This window comes from Mycolicibacterium sp. HS_4_1 (assembly GCF_054515875.1).
The window spans coordinates 4,421,913-4,440,826 of sequence record NZ_CM137261.1; the positions used below are offsets into that span (position 1 = coordinate 4,421,913).

Annotated in this window: 15 protein-coding genes; 9 read left to right on the top strand and 6 right to left on the bottom strand. The window is 66.8% G+C overall.

Going from position 1 to position 18,914, the window contains the following annotated elements; genetic code table 11:
* Window positions 1–75 precede the first annotated feature (75 nt).
* The 6 genes from hglS (at window position 76) to ACX12F_RS21350 (ending at window position 9,106) form a co-directional block, all read left to right on the top strand.
* Complete coding sequence (gene hglS / locus ACX12F_RS21325; RefSeq protein WP_459370449.1) at window positions 76–1,221, top strand: 2-oxoadipate dioxygenase/decarboxylase; 1,146 nt, start codon at window positions 76–78, stop codon at window positions 1,219–1,221.
* Window positions 1,218–2,759: an L-piperidine-6-carboxylate dehydrogenase gene (gene amaB, locus ACX12F_RS21330; RefSeq protein WP_459366332.1), complete on the top strand. Its 1,542-nt coding sequence runs from the start codon at window positions 1,218–1,220 to the stop codon at window positions 2,757–2,759. The genes hglS and amaB overlap by 4 nt, the downstream gene beginning before the upstream one ends.
* Before the next feature lie 26 nt (window positions 2,760–2,785).
* Window positions 2,786–3,580 carry an SDR family oxidoreductase gene (locus ACX12F_RS21335; protein WP_459366333.1) on the top strand — a complete coding sequence of 265 codons (795 nt, stop codon included), beginning with the start codon at window positions 2,786–2,788 and terminating at the stop codon, window positions 3,578–3,580.
* A 232-nt stretch (window positions 3,581–3,812) separates the two neighbouring features.
* Window positions 3,813–8,303, top strand: coding sequence for an ATP-dependent helicase (locus tag ACX12F_RS21340; RefSeq protein ID WP_459366334.1), 4,491 nt, complete (start codon window positions 3,813–3,815; stop codon window positions 8,301–8,303).
* A gap of 33 nt (window positions 8,304–8,336) precedes the next feature.
* Window positions 8,337–8,885: a hypothetical protein gene (locus ACX12F_RS21345; RefSeq protein WP_459366335.1), complete on the top strand. Its 549-nt coding sequence runs from the start codon at window positions 8,337–8,339 to the stop codon at window positions 8,883–8,885.
* Window positions 8,886–8,938: 53 nt separating this feature from the next.
* Window positions 8,939–9,106, top strand: a complete 168-nt coding sequence (locus ACX12F_RS21350; RefSeq protein WP_459366336.1) for a hypothetical protein — start codon at window positions 8,939–8,941, stop codon at window positions 9,104–9,106.
* Window position 9,107: 1 nt separating this feature from the next.
* Here ACX12F_RS21350 and ACX12F_RS21355 read toward each other — a convergent pair whose 3' ends face one another.
* Window positions 9,108–10,046: a MerR family transcriptional regulator gene (locus ACX12F_RS21355; protein WP_459366337.1), complete on the bottom strand. Its 939-nt coding sequence runs from the start codon at window positions 10,044–10,046 to the stop codon at window positions 9,108–9,110.
* Between the two features lie 189 nt (window positions 10,047–10,235).
* On the opposite strand from ACX12F_RS21355, the gene ACX12F_RS21360 reads away from it, so the two are divergent.
* Both ACX12F_RS21360 and nei2 read left to right on the top strand, forming a co-directional pair.
* Window positions 10,236–11,207, top strand: a complete 972-nt coding sequence (locus ACX12F_RS21360) for an NAD(P)H-dependent flavin oxidoreductase (protein ID WP_459366338.1) — start codon at window positions 10,236–10,238, stop codon at window positions 11,205–11,207.
* The gene (gene nei2 / locus ACX12F_RS21365) at window positions 11,207–12,007 is read left to right on the top strand and encodes an endonuclease VIII Nei2 (protein WP_459366339.1); all 801 of its coding nucleotides are present in this window, start codon (window positions 11,207–11,209) and stop codon (window positions 12,005–12,007) included. The genes ACX12F_RS21360 and nei2 overlap by 1 nt, the downstream gene beginning before the upstream one ends.
* On the opposite strand, the gene ACX12F_RS21370 is transcribed toward nei2, so the two are convergent.
* Window positions 11,909–13,054, bottom strand: coding sequence for a fatty acid desaturase family protein (locus ACX12F_RS21370; protein WP_459366340.1), 1,146 nt, complete (start codon window positions 13,052–13,054; stop codon window positions 11,909–11,911). The genes nei2 and ACX12F_RS21370 overlap by 99 nt on opposite strands.
* A 37-nt stretch (window positions 13,055–13,091) precedes the next feature.
* Window positions 13,092–14,174 carry a ferredoxin reductase gene (locus tag ACX12F_RS21375; RefSeq protein ID WP_459366341.1) on the bottom strand — a complete coding sequence of 361 codons (1,083 nt, stop codon included), beginning with the start codon at window positions 14,172–14,174 and terminating at the stop codon, window positions 13,092–13,094.
* Window positions 14,175–14,319: 145 nt separating this feature from the next.
* On the opposite strand from ACX12F_RS21375, the gene ACX12F_RS21380 reads away from it, so the two are divergent.
* Window positions 14,320–15,000 (top strand): TetR family transcriptional regulator, encoded by a 681-nt coding sequence (locus ACX12F_RS21380; protein ID WP_459366342.1) that lies wholly within the window; start codon window positions 14,320–14,322, stop codon window positions 14,998–15,000.
* Between the two features lie 23 nt (window positions 15,001–15,023).
* On the opposite strand, the gene ACX12F_RS21385 is transcribed toward ACX12F_RS21380, so the two are convergent.
* The 3 genes from ACX12F_RS21385 to ACX12F_RS21395 are packed head-to-tail and all read right to left on the bottom strand — an operon-like array spanning window position 15,024 to window position 18,819.
* Complete coding sequence (locus ACX12F_RS21385) at window positions 15,024–15,470, bottom strand: hypothetical protein (protein WP_459366343.1); 447 nt, start codon at window positions 15,468–15,470, stop codon at window positions 15,024–15,026.
* Window positions 15,467–18,376, bottom strand: coding sequence for an MMPL/RND family transporter (locus tag ACX12F_RS21390; RefSeq protein ID WP_459366344.1), 2,910 nt, complete (start codon window positions 18,374–18,376; stop codon window positions 15,467–15,469). The genes ACX12F_RS21385 and ACX12F_RS21390 overlap by 4 nt, the downstream gene beginning before the upstream one ends.
* A complete protein-coding gene (locus tag ACX12F_RS21395) occupies window positions 18,373–18,819 on the bottom strand; it encodes an MmpS family transport accessory protein (RefSeq protein WP_459366345.1) in 447 nt (148 codons plus the stop codon). The genes ACX12F_RS21390 and ACX12F_RS21395 overlap by 4 nt, the downstream gene beginning before the upstream one ends.
* Window positions 18,820–18,914: the final 95 nt, after the last annotated feature.

An 18,914-nucleotide genomic window follows, 5' to 3' on the forward strand; every position in this document is an offset into this window, starting at 1 on the left:
AGCGACTCGGGGATCAGCACAGTGACGGTCCCGACGTGGGAGCTGCGCGCCGCGTTCGCCGCCGCCCTGTCCCAGATGTACGGCGCCGAGGTACCGGCCTACACCACACTCGTGGACGTCAGCACGGCCGTGAACCGCGACTGCGCCACCGACGGCCGGCTCGGATCCATCGACCGGGTGACCGCCGAGCGGCACGGCGCCATCAGGGTCGGCAGCCCAGCCGAACTCGCACACGTCGCAAGCCTTTTCGCGGCCTTCGGCATGCACCCGGTCGGGTTCTATGACCTGCGCGAAGCCGGCTCACCAGTCCCCGTGGTCTCCACCGCCTTCCGCCCGATCGAGGCAGAAGAGCTGGACCGCAACCCGTTTCGCGTTTTCACCTCGATGCTGGCCACCGAGGACGCCCGCTTCTTCTCCCCCGACCTGCGCACCCGAGTGCAACGCTTCGTCGGGCGGCGCCAACTGTTCGACCCGGCATTGATCGCCCAGGCCCGCCGGATCGCCGCCGACGGCTGCCCGGCAGCCGATGCCGACGAGTTCGTGCGGCGCGCCGTCGCGGCGTTCGCGTTGTCGCGCAGCCCGATCGACAAGGCCTGGTACGACGAGCTCAGCGCCGTCTCCGCCGTCGCCGCGGATATCGCCGGTGTCAGCACCACCCACATCAATCACCTGACCCCTCGCGTGCTCGACATCGACGAGCTGTACCGGCGGATGACGGCCCGCGGCATCACCATGATCGATGCCATCCAAGGCCCGCCCCGTACCGACGGACCGCCGGTCCTGTTACGGCAGACCTCGTTCCGGGCCCTGGCCGAACCACGTACCTTCCGCAACCCGGACGGCAATGTGTCCGAGGGGAGCCTGCGGGTGCGCTTCGGCGAGGTCGAGGCGCGCGGAGTGGCGTTGACCCCGACGGGCCGGGAACGCTACGACGCCGCGATGGCCGACCAGCGGCACTGGGATCGGTACTTCCCCGCCACCGACACCGAGATGGCCGCACAGGGCCTGGCCTACTACCGCGGCGGCGACCCCACGAAACCCGTTGTCTACGAGGATTTCCTCCCAGCGTCCGCGGCCGGCATCTTCCGGTCGAACCTGGACCGGGATGCACGACTCGAAGCCACCGACGACCGCTCCGACTACAGCCTCGACTGGATGGCCGGTGTCATCGGCCATCACATCCATGACCCTTACGACCTCTACGAGAAAGCGGCATCATGACCTCTGTGCAGAATCATCTCTTGCCCACCGCCGACCAGCTCCGCGACCGCGTGCGTACCGCGCTGCAGGCCGTCGGTGCCCACGTCACGCTGGGCGAGCCCGGCGCTCACGGCCTGCACGCCAGCACACCCATCACCGGCGAGGTCCTCTTCACGCTTCCCGAGACCACTGCCGACGAGACAGCTGTCGCGATCGCCGAGGCGGCGCAGGCGTTTTCCACCTGGCGCACCACCCCGGCCCCTGTGCGCGGTGCGCTCGTGGCCCGGCTGGGTGAGCTGCTCGTCGAGCACAAGGCCGATCTCGGCACGCTGGTGACCATCGAGGCCGGCAAGATCACCTCCGAGGCACTCGGCGAGGTGCAGGAGATGATCGACATCTGCCAGTTCGCCGTCGGCCTCTCGCGGCAGCTGTACGGACGCACCATCGCGTCCGAACGGCCCGGGCACCGGCTCATGGAGACCTGGCATCCGCTCGGGGTGGTCGGCGTCATCACGGCGTTCAACTTCCCCGTCGCCGTCTGGGCCTGGAACACCGCCATCGCGTTGGTGTGTGGCGACACCGTGGTGTGGAAGCCCTCCGAGCTCACCCCGCTGACCGCCGTCGCCTGCCAGGCGCTGCTGGAGCGCGCCGCCTTAGAAGTCGGTGCGTCCGAGCATGTCGGTCGCCTGGTGTTGGGCGGCCGCGAGATCGGCGAGCAGCTGGTCGACGATCCCCGCGTGGCGCTGCTGAGCGCGACGGGATCGGTGCGGATGGGCCGGCAGATCGGCCCGCGCGTGGCCCAGCGGTTCGGCAAGGTACTGCTGGAACTCGGCGGCAACAACGCGACCATCGTCACCCCGTCGGCCGATCTCGATCTCGCGGTGCGCGGCATCGTGTTCGCCGCCGCCGGCACCGCCGGGCAGCGCTGCACGACGCTGCGCCGCGTCATCGCGCACCGCAGCGTGGTCGATACGTTGGTGCAGCGCATCGTCACCGCCTACCAGAGCCTGCCGGTGGGCGATCCCGCCGCCGAAGGGACCTTGATCGGGCCGCTGATCCACGAGCGGTCCTACCGCGACATGGTGGGCGCGCTGGAACAGGCCCGCGCCGAAGGCGGCGAGGTCACCGGCGGCGAGCGCGTCCAACTGCACCCCAGCTCGTACTACGTCACGCCGGCGGTGGTCCGGATGCCCGGACAGACGGCCATCGTGCACCAGGAGACGTTCGCGCCGATTCTGTACGTGCTCACCTACGACACCCTCGACGAGGCCATCGCCCTCAACAATGCCGTGCCACAGGGACTTTCGTCGGCGATCTTCACCACCGACATCCGGGAGGCCGAGCGCTTCATGGCCGCCGACGGGTCGGACTGCGGCATCGCCAACGTCAACATCGGTACCTCCGGCGCGGAGATCGGCGGGGCGTTCGGCGGCGAGAAGCAGACCGGTGGCGGGCGCGAATCGGGCTCCGATTCCTGGAAGGCTTACATGCGGCGAGCCACCAACACCGTCAACTACTCGTCCGATCTGCCGTTGGCGCAAGGAGTCCAGTTCGGTTGAGCCCGTGATGCGGTAGACATGAGCCCGTGAAGATCGAAGGTGCGGTGGCGGTCGTCACCGGAGCGGGTTCGGGTATCGGCAGATCCATTGCGACGGCGCTGGCCGCCGGCGGTGCATCGGTCGTCGCCGGTGACATCAACGCTGAAGCCGCCGCGGAGACGGCCGCGGGCTTCGGCGGAGTCGGCGTCGGTGCCGACGCCTCGTCGGTCGACGGCATCGCGACGCTGCTCGACGCTGCCCGGGAGGTGTACGGGCCGGTGGACATCTACGTGGCGAACGCCGGCATCACCGGGGAGCCCGGACTCGGCGACGACGAAGCCGCGTGGGATCGCATCATCGACATCAACCTGCGCGCGCACATCCGTGCCACCAAAGCTCTTGTGCCCGAATGGCTAGGGCGCGGTGCCGGGCACTTCGTCGCCGTCGCCTCGGCGGCCGGCCTGCTCACCCAACTCGGTGCGGCCGGGTACAGCGTCACCAAGCACGCCGCCGTCGGCTTCGCGGAGTGGCTCACCATCACCTACGGCGACAACGGCATCGGCGTCAGCTGTGTCTGCCCGATGGGCGTGGACACACCCCTGCTCCGCGGCATGACCGACTCCCCCGACGCCGCGATCCGAGTAGCAGGCAACGCCGTGACGCACGCGGGCAACGTGGTCGGGCCGGACGAGGTCGCCGCGCTCGTGGTCCAGGCCATCGAGGACGGCACGTTCCTGGTACTGCCCCATCCCGAGGTTCTGGAGATGTACCGGCACAAAGGCGCCGACTACGACCGCTGGATCGCCGGCATGCGGCGGTATCAACGCACCCTCAACCAGTGATGTGGCGCCCACCGGCTCAGCCCGCTCCCCAAACCCCCAACCGTGGGACAACTTCGGGTCGGTCAGCGGACCCGCCGCCAACGTAACGTCACGGCGGAAAAACTGCCCCGACGCCGCCCTGGCGTTACGCTCGCACCCAGCCCGGTGACCACAGTGGCTCCTGTGACTCGACGCGAGCCACAGGCAGCCGGCGCGGCGCGTCAATGTCGGACCCACCGGGCAGTATGGACACGTGAATTCACTCGACAGGTTCAGTGACCTGACCCGGGAGTGGTTCGCGGCTGCCTTCAGCACCCCCACCCCGGCTCAGGCGCAGGCCTGGCAGGCTATTGCCGACGGGCACAACACACTGGTCATCGCCCCCACGGGGTCCGGCAAGACGCTGGCGGCGTTCCTGTGGGCCATCGATCAGTTGGCCCAGGAGCCCGCCAACGCCAACGGCGCCAAGGGCACAAAAGTCCTCTACGTCTCGCCGTTGAAGGCCCTCGCGGTCGACGTCGAGCGCAACCTGTCCACGCCACTGACCGGCATCACGCGGGTGGCCGAACGCCGGGGTGAGGCGGCGCCCAAGATCACCGTCGGGGTGCGGTCGGGTGACACGTCACCGGCACAGCGCCGTCAATTGATCGCCACGCCGCCGGACATCCTGATCACCACACCCGAGTCGCTGTTCCTCATGTTGACATCGGCCGCCCGGGAGACGCTCGCGACGGTACGGACCGTGATCGTCGACGAGGTGCACGCGGTAGCGGCCACCAAACGCGGTGCGCACCTGGCGCTTTCGCTGGAACGGCTCGATCAGTTGCTCGACAAGCCGGCGCAACGCATCGGCCTGTCCGCGACCGTCAAACCACCCGAAGAGGTGGCCCGCTTCCTGTCCGGGGCCGCCCCCACCACTATCGTCAAACCACCCGCCGCCAAAACCTTCGACCTGAGCGTCGAGGTACCGGTGCCGGACATGGCCAATCTCGACGGCGGCACCATCTGGCCCGATGTCGAGGAACGCATCGTCGACCTGATCGAATCGCACAATTCGTCGCTGGTGTTCGCCAATTCCCGGCGGCTCGCCGAACGACTCACGGCCCGGCTCAACGAGATTCACGCCGCCCGCTCGGGCATCGAGCTACCCAACGAGCGCAACGCACAGATCGGTGGCGGCGCTCCGGCCACGATCATGGCCAGCGGCCAGACCTTCGGCGCGCCGAGCCTGCTCGCCAAGGCCCATCACGGTTCGGTCAGCAAAGAGGCCCGCGCCCAGGTCGAAGACGACCTCAAGAGCGGACGGCTCAAAGCCGTGGTCGCCACGTCCAGCCTCGAACTCGGCATCGACATGGGCGCCGTCGATCTGGTCATCCAGGTCGAGGCGCCGCCGTCGGTCGCCAGCGGCCTGCAGCGCATCGGCCGGGCCGGCCACCAGGTCGGCGAGATCTCCGAGGGTGTGCTGCTGCCCAAACACCGCACCGACCTCATCGACTGCGCCGTCACGGTGCAGCGCATGCGCGCCGGCGAGATCGAAACCCTGCAGGTGCCGGCCAACCCGCTCGACGTGCTGGCCCAGCACACCGTCGCCGCCGCCGCTCTCGAGCCGCTCGATGCCGACCGTTGGTTCGACGCCGTCCGGCGCAGCGCGCCGTTCGCCGCGCTACCGCGCAGTGCGTTCGAAGCGACGCTGGACCTGCTGGCCGGCAAGTACCCGTCCACCGAATTCGCCGAGTTGCGGCCGCGGCTGGTCTACGACCGCGACACCGGATCTCTGACCGCCCGGCCCGGCGCGCAACGACTGGCCGTGACCTCCGGCGGTGCCATCCCGGACCGCGGCATGTTCACCGTCTATCTGGCCACTGGTGACGAAAAGCCCTCGCGGGTAGGCGAACTCGACGAGGAGATGGTGTACGAGTCGCGTCCCGGCGACGTCATCTCCCTGGGCGCCACCAGCTGGCGGATCACCGAGATCACCCATGATCGCGTGTTGGTCCTGCCCGCTCCGGGCCAGCCCGCCCGGTTGCCGTTCTGGCGGGGCGACGCGGTCGGCCGTCCGGCCGAACTGGGTGCGGCCATCGGCGCCTTCACCGGAAAGCTCGCCGGACTGCCTCGTGCCGAGTTCGACGAGTATTGCAGCACAATGGGTTTCAACGCTTACGCCACCGACAACCTGTGGCAGCTGCTGGACGAGCAGCGGCAGGCCACCGGCACGGTGCCCACCGACACCACCTTCGTGGTGGAACGGTTCCGCGACGAGCTCGGCGACTGGCGAATCATCTTGCACTCCCCCTACGGGCTGCGGGTACACGGACCGCTGGCGCTGGCTGTGGGCCGGCGGATCATGGAGCGGTACGGCATCGACGAGAAGCCGACGGCATCTGACGACGGTATCGTGCTGCGGCTGCCCGACACCGGTGAAAACCCGCCCGGCGCAGACATTTTCGTCTTCGACGCCGACGAGATCGAGACCATCGTGACGGCCGAGGTCGGCGGGTCGGCGCTGTTCGCGTCGCGATTCCGCGAATGTGCGGCACGGGCGCTGCTGTTGCCGCGGCGCCACCCCGGTAAACGGTCGCCGTTGTGGCACCAGCGGCAGCGAGCCGCCCAGCTGCTGGACATCGCCCGTAAGTACCCGGATTTCCCGATCGTGCTGGAGACCGTGCGGGAGTGCCTGCAGGACGTCTACGACGTCCCGATGCTCACCGAGTTGATGCGGCGCGTCGCGCAACGACGGATCCGGGTTCTCGACGTGCAGACCGCCACGCCGTCCCCGTTCGCCGCATCGCTGCTGTTCGGTTACGTCGGCGCGTTCATGTACGAGGGTGACAGCCCGCTGGCGGAACGGCGCGCTGCCGCACTGTCGTTGGACGCCACCCTGCTCGCCGAGCTGCTGGGCCGGGTCGAACTGCGCGAACTACTCGATCCCGACGTGGTGGCGTCGACCAGTCGGCAGCTGCAGCACCTGACCGAGGACCGGGCCGCCCGCGACGCCGAGGGCATCGCCGACCTCCTGCGACTACTCGGACCCCTGAGCACCGAGGAACTGCGGCAGCGGTGCACCGCAAGCGATGTCGAGGCGTGGTGCGCCACCCTGCAAGCCGCCAAACGCGCGGTATCGGTGACGTTCGCAGGGCAAAGCTGGTGGGCCGCAGTCGAAGATATGGGGCTGCTGCGCGACGGTCTCGGCGTCGCAGTACCCGTCGGCGTGCCGGCCAGTTTCACCGCGACGGTGTCCGACCCGCTGGGCGAACTGCTCGGCCGTTACGCCAGGACCAACGGGCCGTTCACGACCACCCAGGCGGCCGCCCGATTCGGCCTGGGACATCGCGTGACCGCCGATGTCCTGAGCCGGATGGTGTTGGACGGCAAGCTCATCCGCGGCGAGTTCACCGACATTCCCGACAGCGTCGACCAACAGTGGTGTGATGCAACGGTTCTGAAGATTCTGCGCCGCCGGTCACTGGCCGCGCTGCGGGCCCAGATCGAACCCGTCAGCACCACCGCATACGCCCGCTTCCTGCCCGCGTGGCAGCAGTTCGGCGATGCCCGCGGCATTGACGGGCTGGCGTCGGTCATCGAACAGCTTGCCGGCGTGCCGATTCCGGCGTCTGCGGTCGAACCGCTCGTCTTCGGCCAACGGGTGTCGGACTACCAACCAGCCATGCTCGACGAACTGCTGGCCTCGGGTGAAGTCACCTGGTCGGGGGCCGGCCAGATCGGCGGAAACGACGGCTGGATCGTGTTCCACCGGGCCGACACCGCGCCGCTGTCACTTGCCGCTGGGACTGAGATCGAGTTCACCGACACGCACCGCGAGCTGCTGGATACCTTGGCCAACGGCGGCGCTTACTTCTTCCGGCAGCTGGCAGCCAGCGACACCCCCGACGCCAAACAGGCGCTGTGGGAATTGATCTGGGCCGGCTGGGTTACGGGCGACACCTTTGCCCCGGTACGGGCGATGCTCGGCAATGCCGGGCGAAAGCCGGGGGGTGCCCACCGGCAGCGGCAGCGCCCGCCCCGGCTCAGCCGCTACAGCGTGGCCCGGCCTCAGGCCCGCACCGTGGACCCGACCGTCGCCGGGCGCTGGTCAGCGCTGCCGACGGCCGAACCCGAATCGACTGTGCGCGCCCACTTCCAGGCCGAGCTGCTGCTGAACCGCTATGGTGTCGTCACCCGCGGCGCGGCCGACGGCCTACCCGGCGGATTCGCCTCGTTGTACAAAGTCCTGACCGCGTTCGAGGAAGCCGGCCGCTGCCAGCGCGGGTATTTCATCGAATCACTTGGTGGCGCACAGTTCGCGGTGGCCTCGACGGTGGACCGGCTGCGCAATTATCTCGACGGCGTCGACCAGAGCAACCCCGACTACAACGCCATCGTCTTGGCCGCTACCGACCCCGGCAATCCCTACGGCGCCGCGCTGCCGTGGCCCGAGGTCGCGGGCCACCGGCCCGGCCGCAAGGCGGGCGCGCTGGTGGCGTTGGTCGACGGCGAGTTGGTGTGGTTCCTGGAGCGCGGCGGCAAGTCGCTGTTGTCTTTCGACGCCACCCCGGAACAACAACGTGCGGCCGCCGGCGCGCTGGCGGACCTGGTGAGTGCGGGGCGCTTGCATTCGCTGTTGATCGAAAAGGTCAACGGGGAGCCCGTGCTGGCGCCGGCACCCGACGCCGAGCAGGCACAGGTCCACACCGCGCTGACCGACGCCGGGTTCTCGCGGACGCCACGGGGGCTGCGGCTCCGCTAGGCGTCTGGCTTCACGTTCGGCAGTATCGAGACCATGGATATCGGTTTGTCCGACGCCGACATCGCAGCGATGACGCCGGCCGAGCGGCAGGATCTCATCACGCGACTGCAACGGCCGCGGGATGAAGTGTTCCCACCGGCGATGGCCACGAGGATGCGGCGCATCCGGCTGACGTTGATGACCGGCAGCAGCATCGTGTTGATCCCGTGGGTCATCTACCTCGGTTTCGCGCTTCCCGATAACTACACGGCGCACAACTGGCCGGCGACGTGGATCGGCTTCGACGTTCTGCTGGTCGCATTCATGACAGCGACGGCCGTGTTGGGCTGGTTGCGTCGACAACTGGTTCTACTCACCGCGTTCACGACCGGGGTGCTGCTGGTGTGCGATGCCTGGTTCGACGTCATGACCTCAGACTTCGGGCACGACGCGACCGTGCCATTGATGACTGCGGCGTTGATCGAGCTGCCCCTGGCTGTACTCATGATCTCCGGTGCAGTTCGGATTCTCCGTCTGACCGCGACGCGGCTGTGGTTCCTCGAACCCGGCGCACCCTTGTGGCGGCTGCCACTGCTCCCCTGACTTCTAGACTGGAACGTGAGCGGTCAAGTGCTCCAACTACTTCCGAGGTGCTCATGAAAGCCGATCGCAACATCGTCACCACCACGTGCACAGCCCTGGCCGTCTTCGCCGCCGGCGGCGCGTCAACGACTCAAGCGGCTCCGTGGCCCTGTTCGTGCCTGCCGGAACTGGCCACGTACGTCGTCGAAAAGGGCCAGCCGCTGATGATCCCGGCGCCGTGACCTACCCGCGGCGCAGCCAGTCGAGGACCTGCTGCGCGTGCGTGTTCGGCGGGAAAATCGGATAGAAGACGTGCTCGATGCGGCCGTCCCGGACGACCAGCGTGAGCCGTGTGTAGAGCCGCGGGTAGCCGCCGGCAGCGAACGTCGGTAGCTGCAAAGCCTCTGCCAGGGCGAACGATTCATCCGACAGCATGTGGAATGGCAATCGCAGCCGCCGCACCACTTCCGCCTGATAGTCGACGTCCTGGCTCGACAAGCCCCAGACCTCCTCGACGCCCGCGTCTTTCAACTCGGAGAAGTGGTCACGGAAATCGCATGCCTCGGTCGAGCAGCCACGCGCTCCTGGAATCGCGTCCCACCCCTCGGGGATGTCGGCGCCGGGACGACCGGTGAGCGGGTACAGATACAGAATCGTCCGTCCCGCCGGCAGGCTCCCTAGCCGGACGGGGCCACCGCCGCTCGACTTCAGCGTGATGTCGGGGACCCGCAGTCCCACCAGATGGTCTGCCGCGCCGTCGTTTTCGGGGACCGGAAGGCCCGCGGGAAGTGTCGTGTAGTCCGTCACCTGCTCATAATCCTTATCGAACTCGCGGCACGCGGCAGCGTTGAGCCGCGCCGTGAGGGCCTGTCGTCGCTGCGTCAGCGCCGCGATGGTCTCGTCGAGAACCGCGATGCCGTCCCGATAGGCCGCCAGCGACTCGGGACACTCGTCACTGTGCTCGTGGCCGTGGCGCAGGCAATCGATGAACGGCCGGGCCTTCGACGGGGAGATGCCGACGGCGGCCAGCGCACGCACTTCGCTCACAATCTGCACATCGTCTTCGGAGTAGTCCCGGTACCCGTTGGGCAGGCGCAGCGGCTCCAGCAGGCCGAGGTCCTCGTAGTACCGCACGGCCTTGGTCGACGCGCCCGTTCGCCGGGCCAGCTCAGAAATCTGCATGGTCAATGTCCTCAGCCAGAGGGTAAACACTGCCGCCAGGGGCAAGGTCAACTTTTCCGGCCCTATGTCGAGTGTGCAGCATTCTTACGCGTCGGCGACGATGTGGCTCCGGAAGCTGCACACTCGCCGTAGGGGCCGCCGGGACACATGCAAACCAGAGCGGCCCCGACCGAGTCATAGAGTGAAGTCATGGCCCTGCACACCCCGCTCACCGAGTTGTTCGGCATCGACCACCCGATCGTTTTGGCGCCGATGGGTGACGTATCCGGTGGCCGGCTGGCGGCCGCGGTGTCTGAGGGCGGTGGGCTTGGCCTGATCGGCGGCGGCCGCGGTGACCTGACGATGCTGGCCACCGAATGCCAGTTGGCCAGGCAAGGCACCGAAAAGCCCTGGGGCGTCGGCCTGCTCACCTGGGCGGTGAATCAGGAGATCGTCGACTGGGTCATCGCCCAGCAGCCGGCCGCCATCATCTTGTCTTTTGGCGACCCGGCTCCGTTCGCCAAGGCCATCCATGACGCCAACATCCCGCTGCTGTGCCAGGTCCACAACCTCGATGAGGCCAGGCAGGCGCTCGATGCCGGGGTGCAGGCGCTGGTTGCGCAGGGCCGAGAGGCCGGCGGTCACCATGGCGGCCGGTCGACACTGCCGTTCGTTCCTGCAGTCGTCGACGTGGCGCATGGCACGCCAGTACTCGCGGCAGGCGGTATCGGTGACGGCCGCGGTCTCGCCGCGGCCCTGACCCTCGGCGCCGCGGGCGCCATGATCGGCACCCGTTTCGAAGCCACCCACGAATCCCGGCTCAGCGCCGCCGAGTCGAAGGTCATGCTCAAGGCGAAGGCGGCAGACACCACTACCGGCCGCGCCATCGACATCGCCGCCCGGCCGCTCGAAACGCGCTGGCCGGCACAGTATCCCGCGCGGACATTGCGCAGCGTCTTCACCGAAGAGTGGCAGGACCGCGATGCCGAGCTGGACGCGGATCCAAAGGCGCAACAGGAGTTCCGCACCAAGGTCGCCGAGCTGGACATGGACTACGTGCCGATCTGGGCCGGCGAGGCCCTGGACCTGATCGACGAGCTCGAACTGGCCGCGCCCCTGGTCCAGAAGGTCGCGCACGACGCCGAGCAGGCCCTCACTCGCGCCCACAGATACATCCGCTGATGCCCGAAGGCGACACCGTCTGGCACACGGCAGCGATCCTCCGCGAGGCGCTGCAGGGAAAGACGCTGACGCGCTGCGATATTCGCGTTCCGAAGTTCGCGACCGTCGACCTCACCGGCCAGACGGTCGATGAGGTGATCAGCCGCGGCAAGCACCTGTTCATCCGCACCGCCGAGGCCAGCATCCACTCGCACCTCAAGATGGAGGGCAAGTGGCAAGTCAGCACCAAACCGAGACGGCCCGATCACCGAACCAGAATCATCCTGGAAACCAAGGACATTCAAGCGGTGGGCACCGAGCTCGGCACGCTGGAGATCCTCCGACGAGACCACGACGAGGAGCCCGTCAAACACCTCGGCCCCGATCTCCTTGGCCCGGACTGGGATCCACAAAGAGCAGCAGCCAATCTCACCCAGGACCCCGACAGGCCGCTGCACGAGGCACTGCTCGACCAACGCAACCTCGCCGGCGTCGGCAACGTCTATGCCAACGAGTTGTGCTTCATCGTCGGCCGCCGTCCGACTGCCCCGGTCAGCACAGTGAAAGACCCGCTGCGGCTGGCGCAGCGGGCCCGGGACATGTTGTGGCTGAACAGAAACAGGTGGAGCAGGACTACCACGGGCGACACCCGACCCGGCCGCGGGCTCTGGGTGTACGGCCGGGCCGGGCAGGCGTGTCGCAGGTGCGGGACGCTGATCGAATCAGCCGGCCGACACCGGCACGAGGACCTCGACGTCGTCGGCGACCTCGACAACCTCACTGACCGGATCACCTTCTGGTGCCGGCTTTGTCAGCCATGAGTCCGGCAGAGCCAGCCGGCAGATCTTCTTGACCACCGAGTAGAACTGCTTGTGGATCGGCCCGGAGTTGTAGGGCAGGTCGTACTTCTCGCATAGCGCCTTGACCTCCGGCGAGATTTCCGCGTAGCGGTGCGCCGGGATGTCGGGGAACAGGTGGTGCTCGATCTGGAACGACAGGTTGCCGCTGAAGATGTGGAACCACTTGCCGCCGGTCAGGTTTGCCGAACCCAGGAGCTGGCGGTAGTACCACTGCCCGCGGGTCTCGCTCTTGGTCTCTTCGACGGTGAATTCGTGGGTGCCCTCGGGGAAGTGTCCGCAGAAGATGATGGTGTAGGACCAGACGTTGCGCATCAGGTTGGCGGTCATGTTGCCGGCGAACACGAACGGCAGGAAGGGCCCGGCCAGCAGCGGGAACGCCACGTAGTCCTTGACGGTCTGCTTGCGGACCTTGGCCCACATCTCGCGCAGCATGTCCTTCTTGTCCCGCAGGCGGATTTCACCGATGCGGATGCGCTCGGCCTCGAGCTCATGCAGTGCGACGCCGTACTGGAAGAACACCATCAGCAGGAAGGCGTACACCGGGTTGCCCAGGTAGTACGGGCTCCACTTCTGATCCTCGCTCATCCGCAGGACGCCGTAGCCGATGTCGCGGTCCATGTCGACGATGTTGGTGTAGGTGTGGTGCATGTAGTTGTGCGAGTGCCGCCACTGGTTGGACGGGCAGGCCGAATCCCATTCGAAGTTCTGGCCGCGCAGCGCCGGGTCGCCCATCCAGTCGTACTGGCCGTGCATGACGTTGTGGCCGATCTCCATGTTGTCCAGGATTTTCGACAGGCCGAGCATCACGGTGCCGACGGGCCAGGCCGGGGGCAGGAACAGGAGGGCGCGGCCACCGATCTCCAGCTTGCGCTGCATGGCGATGATGTTGCGGATGTAGTCGGAGTCGCGGTCGCCCAGGTCGGCGAGGTGGCGTTCACGAATGGTGTCGAGCGCGCGGCCGAACTCGTCGAACTGCTCGGGGGTCAGGGGGGCGGGACGTTGAGCCATGATTCGTCTCCTTTGTGTGTGGGCTGGTGGTGGGGGTCTAGAGGTCGATCTGGACGTCGCCGCAGGGCGCGGTCACGCAGATTTGGACGTTTTCGTCAGGGGCGGACGAGACCGCGCCGGTGATCAGGTTCTTCACCGGGCCGCTGATCTTCTTGCGGGTGCAGGTGTGGCAGATGCCCATGCGGCAGCCGTTGGTCGGGTTGAGCCCGGCGGCCTCGGCCTGCTCGAGGATGGAGCGGCCGTCGTCGACCACGTCGACCTTGCTCTCGGTGAAGGCGACGTTGCCGCCGGAGGCCTCGGTCGGGACGGCGATAACCGGGGGCACGAAGCTCTCCGATTGGGCGCCCGGAAGCAGGTCCTTGACCGCGTCGACCAGTGCGGGCGGCCCGCAGACGAACACCGCGTCGGGGTTGGGCATGGCGGCGGCCAGGTGGTCGGGACCGAAGTGGCCGCTCAGGTCGCCGCGGTTGGAGCGGGTGTAGCTGTGCAGCACCTTGACGCCCGGGGTGGCGGCCAGCTCGGTGGCGTAGGCAGCCTCTTCTGGGTTGCGGGCGTAGTGGAGGAACGCGACCTCGCCGTCGAAGTTCTCCTCGCGCAAGGTGCGCAGCATCGACAGCACCGGGGTGATGCCGCTGCCGCCGGACACCAGCAGGATGCGGCGCGGACGAACCGCCGGGAGGACGAAGTCGCCGCCGACGGAGTCGAGGTGGACGACCATGCCGGGCTCCGCGTGCTCGAACAGGTGGGTGGAGACCTGGCCGCCGTCGTGCAGGCCGACGGTCAGCTCGATGACCGGGCTGCCCTCGGAGTTGGCCGGCGAGTAGCACCGCGTACGGCGACGGCCGTCGATCTCGACGGTCAGGTTGATGTGCTGGCCGGCGCGGAAACACTTCCCGTCGCTGCGCTCGCCCCGGCCTGCCAGCCATGCCGCATTGGGCTGCAGGGTCAGGGTGACGCTGCGCGGCGTCTGTCGACGGACGGCGACGACTTTGGCGCGCGCGTCGTTGACAGTCCAGGTGCGATCGAAAACCTCGGTGTACCGGTCCACGCCGTGCGGGCCGGTGAGGATTCCAACCAGGGCGGAGCGCCGTACCCGGCGGCTCAAAGTTTCGGTGAACATGTGTACACAGTGACGGACTTCAACCGTTCGCGTCAAGACTTAAATCGCTGGTTGTTGCTGGGATCACACGGTGAACATACGTACCCATAACTCATACACATTCGTACCGATCTGCGGTTTCGTCACCCTGTGTAAACTTTGTTCGGTGAACAGTCGTACCCCTGGTTCACGCGACCGGAGGTCCAGCCGCTCATCAAGCTCCCGCGTCCAGGACAACCTCTCGCGCGAAGAGCGCAAGGAAGCCACCCGCCGCGCGATCATCGCGGCCGCCCTCAAGCTGCTCGACGAGGACAGTTTCAGCGCGCTCAGCCTGCGTGAGGTCACCCGCGAGGCCGGCATCGTGCCTGCTGCCTTCTATCGGCACTTCGAAAGCATGGACGCCCTCGGCCTGGTGCTGATCGATGAGTCGTTCCGCGCCCTGCGCGAGATGCTCCGCGGTGCCCGCGCCGGCCAACTCGACCCCAAACGCATCATCGAGTCCTCCGTCGACATCCTGTTCAACAGCGTCGCCGAACGCCCCGAGCACTGGCGCTTCATCAGCCGCGAGCGCAACAGCGGCGTCACCGCGCTGCGCTATGCGATCCGCACGGAAATCCGGCTGATCACCTCGGAGCTCGCGATCGACCTGGGCCGACTGCCCGGGCTCACCACCTGGAGCGCCGAAGACCTGAACATCGTGGCCGGCCTGTTCGTCAACACGATGATGACCACCGCCGAATCCATCGATGATGCGAACGACGCCAAGGCACTGGACGACGTCAAGCGAACCGCACGTAAGCAGCTCCGCATGATCGCGGTCGGTGTGGCCGGGTGGCACAGCAGCTGACGTCAGGCGCGGAGCGCCCCGGATTACGCCACGAGCACCGGGTCCGCGGGCACCCGCTTCTTCAGTCGTGCCACCCGGTGCAGCTGGCCGAAGATGTTCATCGACGTGAGCATCGGGATGCCGCCGATGAAAGTGCGAAACGAGGGATGGCCGCCGTGCACCTGCAGCTCGTAGAGGCAGCCGACGACGTAGAAGAAGCCCATGGTGAAAAGGACGGCGGGTATCGCATAGGCGAGCGGTGAGCCGGCGTCGGAGACCAGTTCGTTGGCGTAGTCGATCTCGTCCTGCGACATCGGCTGGCCTTTACGTACTTTGGCCAGTACCGCTTTGTGGGCACCAACCTGTTCGCCCAATACAGCGGGTGGGCGCCGCTCCAGCCCCCGCACGTACACGAAGACGCACGCGAGGAAGGTCAGTGCCATCAGCCCGGCGACGATTGTCAGGCCGCCCCACAGCTCCATGCCCGTCATGCGTCTCCGCCGTGGCTTCGCGCACCTGCACCCGATCCACTGACCGCGGGATCGCCGTCCTCCCACAGCAGCAGCTGACGCACCGACTGCCGGGATCCGTAGGGCTGCAGCATCTGGCTGGCCGGGCGCGGCCGCACCTTGAGCGGCCACCAGAACCACCGCCCGAGCAGCACGGCGATGGCCGGCGTCATGAACGACCGGACGATCAATGTGTCGAACAGCAGACCGAGGGCGATTGTCGTCCCGATCTGGCCGAGCACCCTCAGGTCGGCGAACACGAAGGACGCCATGGTCGCGGCGAACACCAGCCCGGCCGAGGTCACCACCGCGCCGGAGCCGGCCATCGCGCGGATGATGCCGGTATTGATGCCGGCGTGGATCTCTTCTTTGAACCGCGAGATGAGCAGCAGGTTGTAGTCCGACCCCACCGCCAGCAACAGGATCACGGCCAGCGCCAACACGATCCAGTACAGGTCGATGCCGAAGATGTCCTGCCAGATCAGGACGGACAGACCGAATGAGGCGCCCAGCGACAGTGCCACGGTGCCGACGATGACCAAGGCCGCGACAATACTTCGGGTGATGAACATCATCACCAGCAGAATCAGGCTCAGCGCGGCGATACCGGCGATCATGAGGTCGTACTTGGCGCCCTCCTGGATGTCCTTGTAGGTGGCGGCCGTGCCGGCAAGATAGATCCTCGATCCACCCAGCGGAGTGCCCTTGACGGCCTGCTGCGCCGCGTGCCTGATGGCGGCGATGTGCGAAATACCTTCCGGCGTAGCGGGATCGCCGTCGTGCGTGATGATCATCCGCGCGGCCTTGCCATCCGGTGACATGAACAGCTTCATGCCGCGCTGGAACTCGGGGTTGGTGAACGCTTCCGGCGGCAGATAGAACGAGTCGTCGGTTTTCGACGCGTCGTACGCCTGCCCCAATGCGGTGGCGTTCTGCAGCGACGCGGCGGCCTGATCGTTGAGGCCCGAGTTGGTGGCGTAATTCGTCATCGTCAGCTCGCGGTTCGTCTGCTGACTGGCGATCTGCGGCGGGATCAGCGCGAGCAGTTTCGGCTGCAGCGCATCGAGTTTCCCGATACTGCTGGCGACATCACCCAGCTGATCGGTCAGATCATCGATGCCGTCGAGTGCGTCGAAGACCGACCTCAGCGCGGCACAGATCGGGATATCGAAACAATGCGGCTCCCAATAGAAGTAATTGCGCAACGGCCGGAAGAAATCGTCGAAATTGGCGATCTTGTCCCGCAGGTCCTTGGCGGTGGCGACGGTGTCCTGAAACGCCTTGGCCTGCTCATGGGTGAGGGCGCCGGATTGCTGTTGCAGCGAATACTGTTGCCGCAGAATGTCGATCGACTTGTTGATCACATCCACCTGCTTGAGCAGGTCAGCGCTACGCGCCTGCTGGAAGGGCAGGTTGTTGATCTGCCCGGAATTTCCGGCACTGATCAAGAATGGTATGGACGAGTGGTCCAGAGGTGTGCCCAGCGGTCGGGTGATCGACTGCACCTGCGCGATGCCGTCGGTGTGGAAAACCGCCTTCGCGACGCGCTCCAGCAGGATCATGTCTGTGGAGTTACGCAGATCATGGTCGGCTTGGATCATCAGCAGTTCGGGATTGAGCCGGGCCTGCGAGAAGTGGCGTTCGGCGGCAGCGTAACCGATGTTGGCCGGAGCGCCAGCCGGCATGTAGGGACGGGTGTCGTAGCTGGTCTTGTATCCAGGCAGGGCGATCAGGCCAATCAGGGCCACCGCGACGGTGACGACCAGGATGGGGCCGGGCCACCGCACGATGGCGGTGCCGATGCGCCGCCAGCCTTGGGTCTGCAGCTGACGCACGGGTTCGAAGAGGCCGAAGTGCCTGCCGATACCCAGCAGCGCGGGTGCGAGCGTCAACGCGGCGACCACGGCGACGAGAACGCCGGTCCCGGCGGGGATTCCGAGGCTCTGGAAGTACGGGAGCCGGGTGAACGTCAGACAGAACACCGCACCGGCGATGGTCAGCCCCGATCCCAGGATGATGTGCGACGTCCCGTGATACATCGTGTTGTACGCGGTGACCCGGTCCTGCCCGGCGTAGCGGGCTTCGTGGAACCGGCCGAGGATGAAGATCGCATAATCGGTGCCGGCGGCAATGACCAAGAGCGTCAACAGGTTTGTCGAGTACGTCGACAACTCGATGATGCCGGCGTTGGCCAGCGAGGCGACGACGCCGCGCGATGCCGTCAATTCCATCATCACCGTGAAGATCACCATGATCACCGTGGTGAATCTGCGGTAGAGCGAGAACAGCATCACCATGATCACGCCGATGGTGATCAGCGTGGTCTTGAGGGTGCCGTGGCGGCCGACCTCGAACTGGTCGGTGATCAGGGGCGCGGCGCCCGTGAGGTACACCTTGAGACCCGGTGGCGGCGGCGTGTTCTCGATGATCCTGCGGACAGAGTCGACGGACTCGTTGGCCAGCGACTCCCCCTGGTTGCCGGCGAGGTAGACCTGCACCAGTGCGGCCTTGCCATCGGCGCTCTGCGATCCGGCTGCCGTCAGCGGGTCGCCCCAGAAGTTCTGCACGTGCTGGACGTGTTTGGTGTCGGCGGTGAGTTTGTCGATCAGGCCGTCGTAGTAGTGGTGCGGGGCAGCCCCCAGCGGCTGGTCGCCCTCGAGGACAATCATCGCCGAACTGTCGGAATCGAACTCGTGGAACACCTTGCCGATCTGCTTCGCCGCCTGTAGCGACGGCGCGTCTGTCGGGCTCAGCGAGACGTTATGCGATTCGGCCACCGTCTCCAACTGCGGCACAAAGACATTCGTCACCACGGCCAGCGCCAGCCAGAAGAAGGCGATGAGCACCGAGTATCGGCGGATGAAGTCCGGAACGCGGTTGGTGCTCATCCGGATTTGTCCAGACAGTAGGTGAAGGCGTGCACGGTATTGACCGTTCTCTCGTCTTTGACGGCGTCGTCGATCGTGATGCGGCAGCCGATCGAGTCACTGTCACCCTGGGCCTGGACGTTGACGAACACCGCCGGCTGAGTGGTGGTCGCGTCGTAGGCCCACGGCAACCTGACGGCGTCGGCGCGCTGCGGTTGAGCGTTGACGTCCAGGTAGGTGACGGTGGCGACGGCACCCGGCGGTCCGAAGACCTCCATCACCACATGCTTGGGGTTGAACGGCACGATGTCATTCACCGCTCCGCTCGGGGTGGACGTGACGTCATGCGAGGCGAAAACGCCGTGCAGCCGGAACACCGCGAACCCGGCGATCACAACCACCACCACCGCCACCACATACATCCAGTGGCGGCCCAGCTGGCGCCTGATCGGAAACCGCTGCATCCGTTACCCTTTCGCACCGGCATGCGTGGACTGCGCGGAACGTCTCTCTAGCGTGGCTAATCAAGAAGGTTGACGGTATGACATTAAACCCGCCG

Bases quoted from the DNA above. Each gene is read 5' to 3' on its own strand.
- ACX12F_RS21370 (WP_459366340.1), bottom strand. From the start codon at position 13,054: ATGGCTCAACGTCCCGCCCCCCTGACCCCCGAGCAGTTCGACGAGTTC.
- nei2 (WP_459366339.1), top strand. From the start codon at position 11,207: ATGCCCGAAGGCGACACCGTCTGGCACACGGCAGCGATCCTCCGCGAG.
- ACX12F_RS21395 (WP_459366345.1), bottom strand. From the start codon at position 18,819: ATGCAGCGGTTTCCGATCAGGCGCCAGCTGGGCCGCCACTGGATGTAT.
- ACX12F_RS21345 (WP_459366335.1), top strand. From the start codon at position 8,337: ATGGATATCGGTTTGTCCGACGCCGACATCGCAGCGATGACGCCGGCC.
- hglS (WP_459370449.1), top strand. From the start codon at position 76: ATGTACGGCGCCGAGGTACCGGCCTACACCACACTCGTGGACGTCAGC.
- ACX12F_RS21360 (WP_459366338.1), top strand. From the start codon at position 10,236: ATGGCCCTGCACACCCCGCTCACCGAGTTGTTCGGCATCGACCACCCG.
- ACX12F_RS21390 (WP_459366344.1), bottom strand. From the start codon at position 18,376: ATGAGCACCAACCGCGTTCCGGACTTCATCCGCCGATACTCGGTGCTC.
- ACX12F_RS21355 (WP_459366337.1), bottom strand. From the start codon at position 10,046: ATGCAGATTTCTGAGCTGGCCCGGCGAACGGGCGCGTCGACCAAGGCC.
- ACX12F_RS21385 (WP_459366343.1), bottom strand. From the start codon at position 15,470: ATGACGGGCATGGAGCTGTGGGGCGGCCTGACAATCGTCGCCGGGCTG.
- amaB (WP_459366332.1), top strand. From the start codon at position 1,218: ATGACCTCTGTGCAGAATCATCTCTTGCCCACCGCCGACCAGCTCCGC.
- ACX12F_RS21375 (WP_459366341.1), bottom strand. From the start codon at position 14,174: ATGTTCACCGAAACTTTGAGCCGCCGGGTACGGCGCTCCGCCCTGGTT.
- ACX12F_RS21350 (WP_459366336.1), top strand. From the start codon at position 8,939: ATGAAAGCCGATCGCAACATCGTCACCACCACGTGCACAGCCCTGGCC.